The sequence below is a fragment of the Ruminococcus sp. CAG:330 genome (genome assembly GCF_000437175.1).
In the GTDB taxonomy this organism is placed as follows: domain Bacteria; phylum Bacillota; class Clostridia; order Oscillospirales; family Ruminococcaceae; genus Ruminococcus_C.
The window spans coordinates 1-15280 of sequence record NZ_FR898078.1 but is presented as its reverse complement, the minus strand read 5'-3'; the positions used below and the strand labels follow the sequence as shown (position 1 = coordinate 15280).

Below are 15280 nucleotides of genomic sequence, written 5' to 3'. Positions count from 1 at the left end.
AAAAGACACTTGTATACGCTTGTGAAGACGGGTTCTAAGCGTTTCAACATCGAAAACAGACATGAAGCTGCTGTGCCGTTGCGGTATGGCAGCTTTGTTTTCCCCAAAGGAGCTGACGTCATGCGTTCCCATTCCCGCCGCCGGGCAGCCGGCATTTCCATAGGCGTGCCGCTTCTCGCACTATGCGCACTCTTATTTCGGGATGCCATCGCCGATTTTGCAGCGTCAGACCGTTTCCCAAGCTGCCGCTTTTTCCAGCTCACCGGCTTCCTCTGTCCGGCGTGCGGCAATACCCGTGCTGTGCTGGAACTGCTCCATGGTCATCTGCTGCGTTCGCTGGGGTACAACCCCATGATCGTTGTATTCGGACTGGTACTGCTCTGTCTTTATGGCGAGGCAGTCTGTCTGGCGTTGGGGAAGCCCCGCCAGCTTCTGCCCAAACGGGCAGCGCCGCTGGTAACGGTAGTCTGTGCCGTGCTGCTCTTCGACATTCTCCGGAACTTCTTTCCGGCGCTCACTTTATGCAACTAAAAAAGTACCGTTTTCCATCCTCGGAAAACGGTACTTTTCTGTTCCGGCAAACTGCCGGCTTATATTTCGTGGCTATGCCGCTTGGAGATCTTCAGTCGGTTCATGGCACGGTTCAGTGCCGCCTGACTGTGGTAGTACTGCATGATGCTCTGCTTATGCAGCAGACGCTCCTTGGCACGTTCCGCAGCCTCTGCGGCACGCTTGGCATCGATCTCTTCCGGCAGCTCAATGGCATCGCCCAGAATCAGCACATAGTCCTTCCGCACCTCGGCAAAGCCCTCGCTGATTGCCGCATAGTGCCACTCGCCATCCACCAGGTATTTCAGTTCGCCCGGCTCCACGATGGTAACCATGGACTCGTGATCCGGCAGGATTCCCACCAGTCCGTCCACCGTAGGGAATACCAGATGCTCTGCTTTTCCCACATAGAACGGGCGGTCCGATGCCAGAATTTCCAGCTGAAATGTCTTTCCCATAGACGAACCCTCACGCTTCCTTCATGGTCTTTGCCTTTTCGACAACCTCGTCAATGGTGCCCACGTTAAAGAAGGCATTCTCCGGATAATCATCCATCTCGCCATCGACGATCATCTTAAAGCCACGGATGGTTTCCTTCAGCGGTACAAACTTACCCGGCAGACCGGTGAATACCTCAGCCACATGGAACGGCTGGGACAGGAACTTCTGAAGCTTACGGGCACGGAATACAGCGAGCTTGTCGTCCTCGTCCAGTTCCTCCATACCCAGAATTGCGATGATATCCTGCAATTCCTTATACCGCTGCAGCAGCTCCTGCACCTTTCTGGCAACCCGATAGTGCTCTTCGCCGACCACATCCGGCTCCAGAATCCGGGAGGTGGACTCCAGCGGATCCACTGCCGGATAGATACCCTGTTCCACGATCTTACGGGACAGTACGGTGGTCGCATCCAAGTGTGCGAATGTGGTAGCCGGTGCCGGGTCGGTCAGGTCGTCCGCCGGCACGTAAACTGCCTGTACCGAGGTGATAGAACCGTTCTTGGTGGAAGTGATACGCTCCTGCAGTTCACCCATCTCGTTTGCCAGCGTCGGCTGGTAACCAACGGCGGAAGGCATACGTCCCAGCAGTGCGGATACCTCCGAACCTGCCTGTACATAACGGAAGATGTTGTCGATAAACAGCAGCACGTCCTGATGCTTCTCATCACGGAAGTATTCTGCCATGGTCAGACCGGTCTGTGCCACACGCATACGTGACCCGGGGGGCTCGTTCATCTGACCGAACACCAGCGCCGTCTTTTCGATAACGCCGGATTCCTTCATTTCATTCCAGAGGTCGTTACCCTCACGGGAACGCTCTCCGACACCGGTAAAGATGGAGTAGCCGCCGTGCTCTGTGGCAACGTTGCGGATCAGCTCCTGAATCAGAACCGTTTTACCAACGCCGGCGCCGCCGAACAAACCGATCTTACCGCCCTTGGCATAGGGGGCAAGCAGGTCGATGACCTTGATACCGGTTTCCAGAATCTCAACGACCGGGCTCTGATCCCGGAAGGAGGGGGCTGCACGGTGGATTGCCCAGTAGTCCTTGGTTTCCACAGGGCCGGCCTCGTCAATGGGCTTGCCCAGCACGTTGAACATTCTGCCCAGCGTTGCGGTACCCACCGGCACCTTGATGCAGGAGCCGGTTGCGGTTACTTCCATATCCTTGGAAAAGCCCTCTGTGGAGGACAGACTGATGCAGCGAACGACGCCGTTGCCCATATGCTGTGCCACTTCCATGACACACTCCTTGCCGTGGTTGTCCACCGTCAGTGCATCCTTGATCATCGGCAGCTTTCCCGAAAATTCCACATCGATAACCGGTCCTAAAACCTGTACGATCTTTCCTTTTTCCATACAATCGTTCCTTTCTCGTGGCACTGTCAGCGGTGCCCGCTAATCTTGACTCGTTTAGAGCCCTGCTGCATTGGAGCCGCTGACGACCTCGGTAATTTCCTGTGTGATCGCAGCCTGCCGTGCACGGTTGTATTGCAGCGAAAGCGTTTGCAGCATATCCTTTGCACTGGTGGTTGCAGAATCCATGGCAGACATTCTCGCCTGCTGTTCACTACAGAAAGATTCTACCATTGCGCCGTAGATCAGACCCTTCATGAAGTTCGGGGTCAGATGTTCCATTACCACCCGTGGACTCGGCAGGAACGACGCCTCATGATGTCGTGTGATCTCATCCTCCTGCGTCACAAAGTGCGCCGCATCCAGCGGCAGCAGCTGCAGGATCTTCGGTTCAAAGGTGATCGAAGTCACCATCTTGGTGTAAATGATGTACACATCATCCAGCTTTCCGTCGTCAAATTCCTTCAGAATCTGCTCGGCGATGTGCCGTGCACGGTACATGGTGGGATTCTGCGGGGTATACATGAACTCCGGATCGACATCCAGCTCGCCGGCACGTGCCTTGCGCTGGAAGTACATGCGTCCGATCTGCCCCATCACGTACAGACTGTTGTGCTGACCTGTGCCGATCTTCTGCTCTGTCAGCTTGATGATATTGTGGTTATAGGAACCGCACATGCCCTTGTCCGCCGTGATGACCAGATAGCCCACCTTGCGTTCCTTTTCGGGGATGTGCTCCCGGCGGTCGAAGTAGTGCATGTCGATGTCCTCCGGCGCACGGGAAAGGATACTGCGCATTGCATATACCAGTTTGTCGAAATATGGTTCGGTTGCCGCCAGATCCTTCTTCGCCTTCTTCAGCTTGGAGGAGGAGATCAGATACATGGCGTTGGTGATCTTCATAATATCGTTAATGCTCTTAATCCGATCCCGAATTTCATGCATATTCGCCATATTAGTTCACCTGCTTTTTGTAATCACGTACCAATGTCAGCAGCTGTTCCAGATTCTCCGGCGACAGCGTGCCCTTTTCCTGAATTTCCTGAACGATAGCCGCACCGTTGGACTGCACATAGTTGGTCAGTCCCTCACGGAATTCCCGCAGTTCACTCACGGCGATGTCATCCAGCAGCTGGTTGGAGGCAGCCGCCAGAATGATGACTTCCTTCCAGGTAGAGAGCGGATGATACAGCGGCTGCTTCAGCAGTTCCATCAGCACGTGGCCATGATCCAGCATTGCCTGCGTTGCAGGGTCCAGATCGGAGCTGAACTGCGTGAAGACCTCCATTTCACGGAACTGTGCCAGATCCACACGCATCTGACCGGCAACCTTTTTCATTGCCTTGGTCTGTGCGGCGCCGCCCACACGGGATACCGACAGACCGACATTGACTGCCGGACGCATGCCAGAATTGAACAGCTCAGATTCCAGGAAGATCTGACCGTCTGTGATGGAGATGACGTTGGTCGGAATGTATGCGGAGATGTCGCCTGCCTGTGTTTCGATGATGGGCAGTGCGGTGATCGAACCGCCGCCGTGCGCATCGTCCAGACGGCAGGAACGCTCCAGCAGACGGGAGTGCAGATAGAAAACGTCGCCGGGGTAAGCTTCACGCCCGGGCGGACGGTGGAGCAACAGGGACATTGCACGGTAAGCCACCGCATGCTTGGACAGATCATCATATACGATGAGCACGTCCTTGCCCTGACTCATAAAGTACTCTGCGATTGCCGTGCCGGAATACGGTGCCAGATACTGAACCGGAGCCGGTTCACTGGCAGATGCCGATACGACAATGCTGTAATCCATTGCGCCGTTTTTCTTCAGGGTCGAAACAATCTTTGCGACAGTCGAGGACTTCTGTCCGATTGCCACATAAATGCAAATGACATCCTGTCCCTTCTGGTTAATAATCGTATCCACGGCAATGGATGTCTTACCGGTCTGGCGGTCGCCGATGATCAATTCACGCTGACCACGACCGATGGGGAACATGGCATCGATGGAAAGGATACCGGTCTGAAGCGGAACGGTAACGCTCTTACGCTCTGCCACACCGGCTGCCTCCCGCTCTACCGGGAAATAGTCCTCTGCCGCAATGGGTTCGCCGCCGTCAATGGGGCTTCCCAGCGCATCGACCACTCTGCCGATGAGCGCAGGGCTCACACCAATACCGGCACGCTTTCCGGTACGTACCACTGACGTGCCCTCAGTAATGCCATAGTCACTGCCGAGTAAAACAACGCCGATTGTTTTGGTTTCGAGATTCTGCACGATGCCGCGCACACCGGTTTCAAATTCCACCAGTTCGCCGTACATCGCACGCTGCATTCCGAATACCGTGGCGATTCCGTCACCGACACGTACAACTGTACCGGTTTCCTGAACGCCTGTTTTGCGGTCAAAATCCGCAATCTCGCTTTTTAAAACGGATATAATCTCACTTGCATTCATGGTACTCATGTCTTACCCTCACCTCCGTATCAGGCTCTTCTGCAAATCCCGAATGGTACGGCGCACGCTTCTGTCGTAGGTGTCGTCGCCGATCTGCAGGAGAAAGCCGCCCAGCAATGCCGGATTCCGGCGCAGCTCCAGCTGCACCTCCGGATTGCCGGTTTTTGCGCAGACCATTTTTTTCATCGCTGACAGCTGCGCATCTGTCAGGGGTGTCACATATTCCAGAACGGCGTGGGCGCAATGTCTGCGCTGCCGCTCCATGCTGTGATATTCCGAAAAAATTTCCAGAATGCTGTCCATCCGCTCATTTCGGCAGACCACATGCAGATAGCGCTGCAGCGGCTGGGGAAACAAACGATCGATGACAGCAAATTTTTCCGCCTCAGAGATCGTTGGGTTGCTCAGCACATCGGTCAGCTGCGGATACGTGCGGAACGTCTGTTCCGCTTCTGCCACCATTTCCGGTGCAACGTCGAGGTCCAACAACACTGCGGCATACGATACTGCTGCGGCGTTTGTCATTCTGCTGCCCCTTCCTCTGCCAGAAATGCGTCAACCATTTCCCGGTTGGTGTCGCTGTCCACGGTGCTGCCAACAACCTTGCTTGCTGCTGCCAGTGCCAGTGCGGCGATCTCGTTCTGTGCGCCTTCCAGAGAACGCTTCCGCTCTCTTTCGATCTCCTTCTGTGCCTCTGCCATCATGGAATCCGCCTGCTGCTGTGCCTGCGCCGTGATCTGGTCGCCCTGTGCACGAGCCGTCTGCTGTGCCGTTGCAATCAGCTTCTTTGCCTCATCCCTGGCACCCTGAAGCGTTGCCTCATACTCGCTCTTGAGCTGCTCTGCCTCCTGTGTGCTCTGCTTTGCCTGATCCAGATCTGCCTGCACCATCTGTGCCCGCTTCTCCAGCATGGCATTGACTCTTCCGAAGAGAAATTTTTTCAGAAAGAAAAACAGCACGAGGATATTGATGACAGAAAACACGATCGTCCAAACATCAAAATCTAACATATCCATTCTCACAGCTTCTCCGAAGCCGTGCTCCTTTCTCTCAGATTTGGTTTGTGTGCTTTACTTCATGATAACCATCAGCAGAGCAACGACGAAGCCGTAAATAGCGGTTGCCTCTGCCAGCGCACAGCCCAGCAGCAATGCCTTATTGATCGCACCGGCAGCCTCCGGCTGTCTTGCGATGGCTTCTGCTGCCTTCGAAGTTGCGATACCAATACCAAAGCCGGCACCAATACCGGTCAAAACTGCAATACCTGCTCCAATCATTTTTCGTTCCTCCTCTTTGTATCAAAGCCTTACTTCATGATAACCATCAGCAGGGCAACAACGAAGCCGTAAATAGCGGTTGCCTCTGCCAGCGCACAGCCCAGCAGCAGTGCCTTGTTGATTGCACCGGCAGCTTCCGGCTGTCTTGCGATGGCCTCTGCTGCCTTGGATGTTGCGATACCGATACCAAAGCCTGCGCCGATACCGGTCAATACTGCGATTCCTGCTCCTATCATAGCGGAATCCTCCTTTCTCCTTGCCGCCGAAACCATGGGGCTATGCCCGCTGGAGTTTCGGCACCTTTTCCTCTTCCTCGACTTCCATGCCCTCTGCCATGAACAGTGATGTCAGGAACACGAAAACGTATGCCTGAATCAGACCGTCAAAGACATCAAAGTACATGCTGAACACCATCGGCACAATGACTGCGCAGACATGTTCGATCAGCTGCATGACAACGAATGCGCCCAGAACGTTACCAAAAAGTCGCATACACAGCGACAGCGGCCGAATTGCGATTTCCATCACATTCAGCGGTGCCAGCAGTGCCATCGGCTTGGTGAAGGACTTCAAAAAGCCCTTCAAACCGCCCTGCGCCCGGAACGTAGATGCTTCAATCAAGATAATACTCATAACTGCGAGTGCCACGGTAACATTGATGTCCTTGGTCGGCGGCTTCATGCCGAAGCCAAACATACCGATCATATTTGCCACGCCCAGATAGATCAAAACGGTGCTCAGATATGGCACATAGCGTTTTCCGGCCTTGCCCATGTTGCCGACAAAAAAGTTCGTCATCCATGTGACGGCAGCCTCCACAAACGCCTGCCGCTTTCCCGGAATCAGTTTCAGATTCCGGGTCAGCACCAGCACCAGCACCATGATGATCGCCATAATAAACCAGGTCATGGCCACGGATTCACTAATGTGAATCGGCCCGAGCAACGGCACATCAAAAGGGCTCTCCCAGAGGATCTTGTTTTGCAGCTGTTCCTGTAGTTCTTCACCCATTGCATCCACCACCTTTTCCTGTAGTGCATCCATGCGCTACAAAATCAAAGCAGCGTCACCGCCATTTCGAGAAAAATCGTCCTTCCTGAGAAGTCGTTCGCCCTGTACAGCAGTACACTCGCTCTACCACTTATTATAATTCAGTCATTTCAAAAAGTCAATTATTTTTCCAGACGATTTCTGTTTCTGAATGTTGCATGTTTTTTTGCGTTTTTCACAAGAAACCAACATTGCGTGAAAAAATGATAAGTATTCATCAGTTTTAATGAAAGATCAAAATCAAAACCTCCCAAAAAGCGGAAAAAACAAGCGCTTTTCTTGCGTTTGTCATTTCTTACAAAGGTTTTCCACAAATCTGTTTATTTCTAAACAAAGCAAAAGTACTGAACCCGTCTCAGACGGATTCAGTACTTTTTTCACGGTTTTACATGGAATTGCTGCAAATTTTCTGGGGATTAGCCCACGTGCGGCAGGTCGTTCACCAGATGTACGAGGAACATCAGCAGAACCATGCTGTCGTTTGCATCCCGCACGCCATCGCTGTTGCAGTCTGCATTCTTGGCAGCCTGTTCGTTCAGAACAACGGTACCGGCAACTGCCTTGTTCAGCAGAACGGCATCTGCCAGATCCACATTGCCATCCAGATTCACATCGCCGTAGAAAGCGGAGGAATCAAAGCTGACGGTTGTGGTCGGTGCGGAAGAGGTTGTGGTAGTCGCAGCTGTTGTGGTAGTGGTAGTTGCCTGTGTTGTTGTAGTAGTGGTGGTTGCCTGTGTTGTTGTGGTAGTTGTGGTTGCCTTGGTCGTTGTGGCAGTCGGCTCAGTGGTAACTTCTTCACCGCCCGGCAGACCGGCAACAGTAAAGGTCACCTTCAGGCAGCTGGTCAGAGAGAGATCCTTGCCGTTGATGTCCTCGATGCTGGGCTGTGTCCAAGTGTTCAGGATGTTCCGGCGGAGCGAAGTGCTGTCGTTGGCTACGCACATAGAGCCATCGGTCGGACCGGTGTATGCCAGATCCACGCCATCCAGTGTGATCTTCTGAACGTTGAAGGTAACGCCGCAGTCCTTAACCGCTGTTGCGCTGTCAACAGTCTTGTAGCTCTCTGGCAGGAACTGATAGAGGTTGATGTTGGAGTCCAGAATCAGGCACTCCAGAGAACCGGTGCCGTCGCCCTCCATAATGTCATACTCTGCGGTATAGGTGCCGTTGCCGGTGATGTTTACCGGAACCACGCCGTCGCTGTCCACATTCCAGAACTGGTATGTGCCGCCCTGACCTGCCAGATATACCTGACCATATACTTTGCCAGCCGGCTCTGTAACCGTAGCGCTGGTGGTAGTCGTGGTAGCGGAGGTCGTTGTGGTGGTGGTCTGAGAAGTGGTGGTTGTGGTTGTGGTCGTGTCCGGATTGTCGTCGACATAGAATTCCTTGTCGAAGATCAGGGTAACAGCGTTCAGGTCTACAGTCACAGTATCGCCAGTTGCAGCAGACCAAGTCCACCAGTTCTGAATCTTCAGGTAATCCATATCCAGTGTTGCAGAAACGGTTTCTGTGATGTTGCCGGCATCATCTCTTGCGGTCGGATAATCTCCGGTGCCTACCGGGAACTCAAAAGTAGAGATGGTGTCGTTCGGGCCGATGGTGTTGTCGAAGGAAACCCAGTGGATCTTACCGTCCGCATCGCTGACATTGAAGCTCATGTTGATGTTGCCGCTGCACTGGGAGGACTTCTTTGCGGAAGTCATCTTATAGTCTACGACAACGGAGATCAGGTTCACGCCCAAGTCCTTATAGGGCTTCAGGTCTACATTCAGGAACTCCTTGCCCTTGTCGTCCAGTTCGGTGATATCGCTGCCCTGAATGGTGACACGGTCGGTCTTTTTCTTGTCTGGATTGGTGGAACCGCCGTTTGCAATGTCGGAATAGATCTGCTTTACATTGTCATCAAACCAGCTCAGCGTCTTACGGTTAAACAGGCAGATAGTACCGGAGTTGGAGTCGTCCCATACGACGGGGCAAACGCCGGTCATGTCATAAGCGGTGGATGCCACAGCCTTGAGGAATTTCTCCACAGACTCCTGATCCTTGTTATACGGGGTGGTGTTTACGCCATACTTGTCGGCATTGCAAACGCCGTACTCGCCGATGATAACACCGACGCCGCTGTCCACAAACTTGGACTTCAGGTCGCTGAAGTCATTTTCCAGCTTGCTGTAATCCGCAGCTGTGCCCCAAGTCTCCCGATGGCCCCAGGAAGAGGTGGTGTCTGCAACGCAGAACGTAGGCGGCTCATAGTAGTGCACGGAAACTGCCAGCATGTTGGCACTGTCTGTGGGCATAGAGAACTGACTGGACAGAGCCTTTGCAGTGTTGTTGCTGTCTGCGGTGCAGATCAGCAGACGGTCTGCATTGTTGCCGCCGGTTGCACGAACAGTGTCCACAAACTTCTGGTTATAGGTCATAGCATCGCTGGTGGAGAAGCTGACTTCGTTCATACCCTCGAACACCAGATGCTCATCATAGTCCTTGAAATAGGTTGCAATCTGCTTCCAAAGCTTTTCGAACGTGCCGATCTTGGAGGTATCCTTTTCCCATTCCTCATCGTGGTGGGTGTTGATGATGGCATACATGTCATTCTTCACGCAGTAGTCCACGACTTCCTTGACTCTTGCCAGATACGCCTCGCCAACGGTACCGTCAAAGGCATCCATGCTTGCTGTGCCGGACTTACCGGTCATATCCCACCAGGTGACAGGAATACGAACGGTGTTGAAGCCCGCTTTCTTGACTTCCTTGATCATGCTCTCGGTGGTGGAAATATTCCCCCAAGCGGTTTCGATCTGTTCCGGTGTGGGGGAATCTGTCCAGGTGTTGGTACAATCCAGCGCATTGCCCAGGTTCCAGCCCAGACCCATATCCTCCACCAGTTCTACAGCGGTCTTGCTTGCCGCCGATGCAGTGGAAACGCCTGCGGAAAGAGCGGTGGTCATAGTCGCACCGATTGCCGCAGCGGTCACTGCACTCAGCAGTTTCTTCATAAACTTCATGGGTATCGAACTCCTTATGTTATTTTAGTAGTTTCATTGTATCATTTTTCTTGCACACTGTCAATAGAATTTCTCGTTTTCCACGCATGGAATTTGGAAAAAATAGCAAAAAGCACAAAACAGATTCTTTGGATTTGTGCAATATAGATGCAGAAATTCACATATTCGGAGCAGCGGCGAAACCTGCACTTTTTTCGGCACCGCCAAAACAAAAGAGCAGAGCCGGACGAATCCATGCTCTGCTCCCGATACAAGCGTTTACGCTGCCGCAAGCAAGCTTACGGACGCACCGCTCTTTGTTCCTGTGATTTAGCCCATTACCACTTCAACAGCGTGGTTCTTGCCATCGGCGAATACCGGCAGCACGTTGCCCTCGATTGCCTTGCCGTCAACGGTAACAGATACCACACCCTTGCAAACGTGGTTCGGATTCTTGACGGTGACATCGTAGGTTGCACCGCGGAACTGTCTGGAAATGGTGAAGCCATCCCACTCGTGGGGGATCGACGGATCGATCTTCAGGCCGTCCCAATCCGGAATGACACCCAGAATGTACTGGGAAACTGCTACGAAGTTCCATGCAGCAGTACCGGTCAGCCAGCTGTTCTTTGCCTCGCCGTGACGCTTTGCGTCCTTACCTGCGATCATCTGTGCGTATACATACGGCTCGGTGCGGTGCAGGTCGGAGTACTTCTCTTCCCGGTATGCCGGAGCGATCTTGCTGTAGTATTCGAATGCCTTGTCGCCGTGGCCAACGAATGCTTCTGCACAGATGATCCATGCGTTGTTGTGGCAGAAGATGCCGGCATTTTCCTTATAGCCTGCCGGATAGGTGGAGATCTCACCGTACTGGATGTAGTACTTGGTGAATGCCGGCTGGTTCAGGCTCAGACCGTGCTCGGAGTTCAGCCACTTGTCTACGCTCTCCAGAGCCTTCAAGTCAGCGCCGGTCTCCTTACCGCAGCCGCCCATAACGGCAAAGCCCTGCGGCTCGATGAAGATCTTGCCCTCTTCGCACTCGTGAGAGCCCATCTTCTTGCCGAAGTCATCATACGCACGGAGGAACCACTCGCCGTCCCAGCCGTATTCCATAATGTTCTTCTTCATCTGGTCGATGGCAGCCTGTGCCTTGGCAGCGCCGGCTTCGTCGCCCTTCTTCTTGCACATTGCCACGTATTCCGGACCTGCATAGGTGAACAGTGCAGCAACCATCATGGATTCTGCAACCTTGGAATACTTGTCCTCGCCGTACTTCGGAGAAGTGGAGGTCTGGAAAGATTCGCCCGGCTCGTCAGAGAAGCAGGACAGGTTGATGCAGTCGTTCCAGTCTGCACGCATTGCCAGCGGCAGTCCGTGAGGGCCAACGTTCTCTACGACATGGAAGAAGCTCTTCTCCAGGTGATCCATCATGGTCTTTGCCTTGGACTCGTCGTTGTCATACGGTACCATAGCATCCAGAATGGTGTAGTCACCGGATTCCTTGATGTATGCAGCTACGGACAGGATCATCCACAGCGGGTCGTCAGAGAAGTCGCCGCCGATCTCGTTGTTGCCCTTCTTCGTCAGAGGCTGATACTGGTGATAGCAGCCGCCGTCTTCCAGCTGTGTGGAAGCCAGATCGATCAGACGCTCTCTTGCTCTGTCCGGAATCTGGTGTACGAAGCCCAGCAGGTCCTGGTTGGAGTCACGGAAGCCCATACCACGGCCGATACCGCTCTCGAAGTAAGAAGCGGAACGGGACATGTTAAAGGTAACCATGCACTGATACTGGTTCCAGATGTTGACCATACGGTTCATCTTGTCATCCGGAGTCTTGACGCTGTACTTGGACAGCAGCGCATCCCACATTGCCTTCAGTTCAGCCAGTGCAGCAGCAACCTTTTCCGGTGTGTTGTACTGTTCGATCATCTCGTATGCACGGGACTTGTTCATGCTGCCGTCTGCGTTCCACTTCTGATCCTTCGGGTTTTCTACGTAGCCCAGAATGAAGATCAGCTGCTTGGACTCGCCCGGAGCCAGGGTGATTTCCTTATAATGGGAGGCGATGGGCGACCAGCCGTCTGCCACGGAGTTGGAAGCCTTGCCGGCTGCAACGACCTGCGGATTCTCGAAGCCGTTGTACAGACCGAGGAAGCTCTCACGGTCGGTGTCGTAGCCGTCGATGGCATCGTTTACGGTGTAGAATGCAAAGTGATTCCGGCGCTCTTTATATTCGGTCTTGTGGAAGATGGTAGAGCCTTCGATCTCCACTTCGCCGGTGTTGAAGTTTCTCTGGAAGTTGGTGGAGTCGTCCTGTGCGTTCCACAGACACCACTCAATGAAGGAGAACAGCTTGATCGTCTTTGCCCCGCTGCCCTCGTTCTTCAGAACCAGACTCTGGATCTCGCCGTTATAGTTCTGCGGCACAAAGAAGGTGACCTCTGCGGAGATACCATTCTTCTTGCCGGAGATGACGGTGTAGCCCATGCCGTGACGGCAGGTGTAAGCGTCCAGATCGGTCTTGACCGGAGACCAGCCCGGAGACCATACGGTCTCGCCGTCCTTGATGTAGAAGTAACGGCCGCCCATGTCAACCGGTACGTTGTTGTAACGGTAACGGGTGATTCTGCGGAGACGGGCATCCTTGTAGAAGTGATAGCCGCCGGCAGTGTTGGAGATCAGGGAGAAAAACTCCTGTGTTCCGAGGTAATTGATCCACGGATACGGGGTTTTCGGATTCTGAATGACGTATTCTTTGTTTGCGTCGTCAAAATAGCCAAATTTCATTGAGGGAACTCCTTTTTTCAGATTTTCAAGATTTTCATGCTGCTGGAACGACCGGAAGCCGACTCGCCCAGGCAGCCAGTGCTTTCATTATAACACAATATATTCAGAAATACAAGTGTTTTTTCAAATTATTTCCGGATTTTACGGGCATTTAAACGATGGTGAAGAAATGCTGTGCCACATGGAAATTCTCACCCGGCACCAGCTCGCAGTAGCCGGTCTTTTCTGCCGGCAGCTTCAGGTTGGGCGCATCGATCATGGCGGTCATCGGCTCCGGACAGAAATAGTGCTTTTCGCCCCGGTCGTTCCACAGAATCCAGAAACGGTATGCATCGGAGACCTCATAGCCGATGCCCTTGCCGCTGGCGGAATCCGTCATCAGCACACCACGGAACGGTCTGCCACGGAACGTCAGCTTTCCGCCGGTGTACATGTCGTTGTCCACCACACGCTTTACCGGACAGGTGGTGCCGTTCTTGTACTGCATGTCGTAGCCGTCCAGCGAGCGGGTCTCACAGGTGGGCAGACAGCGGTCATCCAGAATCCACTTTTCCTCCACCGGCACCTGAATCTGAATGTCCTCCTCCTTTGCGCCGTCCACAAACGGTGCGGAGATGGTGGTGTGGGTGGCGATAGAAACCGGCAGCTTGTGCTGGGACTGGTTCTTGATGGAGAACTTGTACTCCAGACCGGTCTCGCTCAGCATGAACAGGAACTCTGCGGTAAACGGCAGCGGGAAGTACTGGAAGAACGGGTCGTTCTCATTATATACATAGCAGGTGCGCACCCATGCGCCCTCTTCGTTGGCGCTCTGCGCAATGACGGTATGCACACGCTTGTGCAGGAAGCCGTGAATGTGGTTGTGGAACGGTGCAGCCTCGTTCACCGGCAGGTGATACTCCGCATCCGAGGTGCGCAGAATGCCGTCGGCAAACCGGTTGGGCAGGTACAGCGTCGGCAGACCCCAGACCTCCGCAGATGCCCGAATGTCGTCGGGGGTATTCGCCTCATCCCAGCGGAAAAATTCAATGCCGTTTACATCGTCGTGCAGGCGCAGCACGTTGGAGCCGATGCCCGGCGCAATCAGTGCGGTATATCCGCCGGCGGTGAGCTGTACGCATTCCAAGCCCTTCCAATTTACCGTTTCTGCCTTATTTTTCATCTTCATCAATGTTACATCCTTTCTCTTCGCTCTGCCATTTTCAGAAATTTCAACAGATTGCAATGCTCCCATTATATCATATTTTGTTTGTTTTGTCCAGTGCTGTGAAAAAATCACACACATTTTTTACTTTTCCGGAAGCATCGCACGCCTATACGTGCATCTCCCGAATGTGGACATCGCCGGCGTAGAGGGTTTCCACGTCGCCGTTGAGGTTGCGGATAATCAGACCGCAGTCGTCGGCGATTCCCACAACAGACGCTTTCTTCGTGTTGCCGTCGGTCATCTCGATCTCCACCGTCCGCCCCGTCAGGCAGGAGCGGGAGCGGTATTCCCGCAGGAAACGGCGCTGGCTGAGATCCGGCAGCAGCTGTTCCAGTTCGCACAGCACGGCGCTGAGCAGCTGCGCCCGCTTGACGTGACAGTCCGGCACAGCCTCCTCGATGGAAGTGACACGGCGGCACAGCTCCGGCGGAAAAGCGGTCTTGGTGTGGCGGATGTTGATGCCGATGCCGATGACCACCTGTTCCAGCAGACCGGATTCCAGACTTGCCCCGCCCTCGGTCAGAATGCCGCAGAGCTTCCTGCCGTTCAGGAACAGGTCGTTCACCCACTTGATGCGCACCTGTGTCCCGTACAGATTGTCAATAGCACGTGCTACAGCGACGGCGGCGCACGCCGTCAGGAGAGGCGCATCCCGAAAGGGCAGGCGGGGACGGAGGATCAGAGAGAAATACAGTCCGGAACCCGCCGGCGAACAGAACGACCGCCCCTGTCTGCCGCGTCCGGCAGTCTGGCAGTTCGCCGCCACTACCGTGCCGCTGCAATTGCCGCCTTTTTGCAGAAGCTTCCGGCAGTAGACATTGGTGGAGTCCAGCTCCGGAAACACAAGCAGCTGCTGCCCCAGTGTGCGGGTGTGCAGATACTCCCGCACCGCCTCCTCTGTCAGCAGGTCGGCATCGGTCACCAGCCGGTATCCGATGCGCTTTCGGGACTCAATGGGATAGCCCTCCTCCTGCAATGCACGCACGGCTTTCCACACAGCGTTGCGGCTCACGCCCAGATGCGCTGCCAGCACCTCGCCGGAACAAAACTGACCCTCTGCCTTTGCCAAATACTCCGCTGCCGCATCTTTTACACGCATGGTTCTGCTCCT

General features: G+C 54.0%; 14 protein-coding genes. 1 reads left to right on the top strand and 13 read right to left on the bottom strand.

Features of this window, described 5'->3' with window-relative positions:
- On the top strand, window positions 1-531 hold a 531-nt coding region (locus tag QZL66_RS08905), incomplete at its 5' end, for a DUF2752 domain-containing protein (protein ID WP_293602112.1).
- Window positions 532-590: 59 nt separating this feature from the next.
- Here QZL66_RS08905 and atpC read toward each other — a convergent pair.
- From atpC to QZL66_RS08840, 13 genes are all read right to left on the bottom strand, one after another.
- Window positions 591-1007, bottom strand: coding sequence for an ATP synthase F1 subunit epsilon (gene atpC / locus QZL66_RS08900; RefSeq protein ID WP_022411366.1), 417 nt, complete (start codon window positions 1005-1007; stop codon window positions 591-593).
- 10 nt (window positions 1008-1017) lie between these two features.
- Entirely contained in the window at window positions 1018-2409 is a 1392-nt protein-coding gene (gene atpD / locus QZL66_RS08895; RefSeq protein ID WP_022411365.1) for a F0F1 ATP synthase subunit beta, read from the bottom strand.
- A gap of 54 nt (window positions 2410-2463) precedes the next feature.
- A complete protein-coding gene (atpG, locus tag QZL66_RS08890; RefSeq protein ID WP_022411364.1) occupies window positions 2464-3360 on the bottom strand; it encodes an ATP synthase F1 subunit gamma in 897 nt (298 codons plus the stop codon).
- A gap of 1 nt (window position 3361) precedes the next feature.
- Window positions 3362-4870, bottom strand: a complete 1509-nt coding sequence (atpA, locus tag QZL66_RS08885) for a F0F1 ATP synthase subunit alpha (RefSeq protein WP_022411363.1) — start codon at window positions 4868-4870, stop codon at window positions 3362-3364.
- Window positions 4871-4879: 9 nt separating this feature from the next.
- Window positions 4880-5386: an ATP synthase F1 subunit delta gene (atpH, locus tag QZL66_RS08880; RefSeq protein ID WP_022411362.1), complete on the bottom strand. Its 507-nt coding sequence runs from the start codon at window positions 5384-5386 to the stop codon at window positions 4880-4882.
- A complete protein-coding gene (gene atpF, locus QZL66_RS08875; protein ID WP_022411361.1) occupies window positions 5383-5877 on the bottom strand; it encodes a F0F1 ATP synthase subunit B in 495 nt (164 codons plus the stop codon). The genes atpH and atpF overlap by 4 nt, the downstream gene beginning before the upstream one ends.
- A 54-nt stretch (window positions 5878-5931) precedes the next feature.
- Window positions 5932-6138: an ATP synthase F0 subunit C gene (atpE, locus tag QZL66_RS08870; protein ID WP_022411360.1), complete on the bottom strand. Its 207-nt coding sequence runs from the start codon at window positions 6136-6138 to the stop codon at window positions 5932-5934.
- Window positions 6139-6167: 29 nt separating this feature from the next.
- Window positions 6168-6374 (bottom strand): ATP synthase F0 subunit C, encoded by a 207-nt coding sequence (gene atpE, locus QZL66_RS08865; protein WP_022411360.1) that lies wholly within the window; start codon window positions 6372-6374, stop codon window positions 6168-6170.
- A gap of 40 nt (window positions 6375-6414) precedes the next feature.
- Window positions 6415-7149, bottom strand: a complete 735-nt coding sequence (locus tag QZL66_RS08860) for a F0F1 ATP synthase subunit A (RefSeq protein WP_022411359.1) — start codon at window positions 7147-7149, stop codon at window positions 6415-6417.
- 455 nt (window positions 7150-7604) lie between these two features.
- Window positions 7605-10196 (bottom strand): cellulase family glycosylhydrolase, encoded by a 2592-nt coding sequence (locus QZL66_RS08855; protein WP_022411358.1) that lies wholly within the window; start codon window positions 10194-10196, stop codon window positions 7605-7607.
- A gap of 309 nt (window positions 10197-10505) precedes the next feature.
- The gene (locus QZL66_RS08850; protein ID WP_022411357.1) at window positions 10506-12962 is read right to left on the bottom strand and encodes a GH36-type glycosyl hydrolase domain-containing protein; all 2457 of its coding nucleotides are present in this window, start codon (window positions 12960-12962) and stop codon (window positions 10506-10508) included.
- A gap of 151 nt (window positions 12963-13113) precedes the next feature.
- The gene (locus tag QZL66_RS08845; protein WP_022411356.1) at window positions 13114-14130 is read right to left on the bottom strand and encodes an aldose 1-epimerase; all 1017 of its coding nucleotides are present in this window, start codon (window positions 14128-14130) and stop codon (window positions 13114-13116) included.
- Between the two features lie 145 nt (window positions 14131-14275).
- Window positions 14276-15268: a biotin--[acetyl-CoA-carboxylase] ligase gene (locus QZL66_RS08840; protein WP_022411355.1), complete on the bottom strand. Its 993-nt coding sequence runs from the start codon at window positions 15266-15268 to the stop codon at window positions 14276-14278.
- Window positions 15269-15280: the final 12 nt, after the last annotated feature.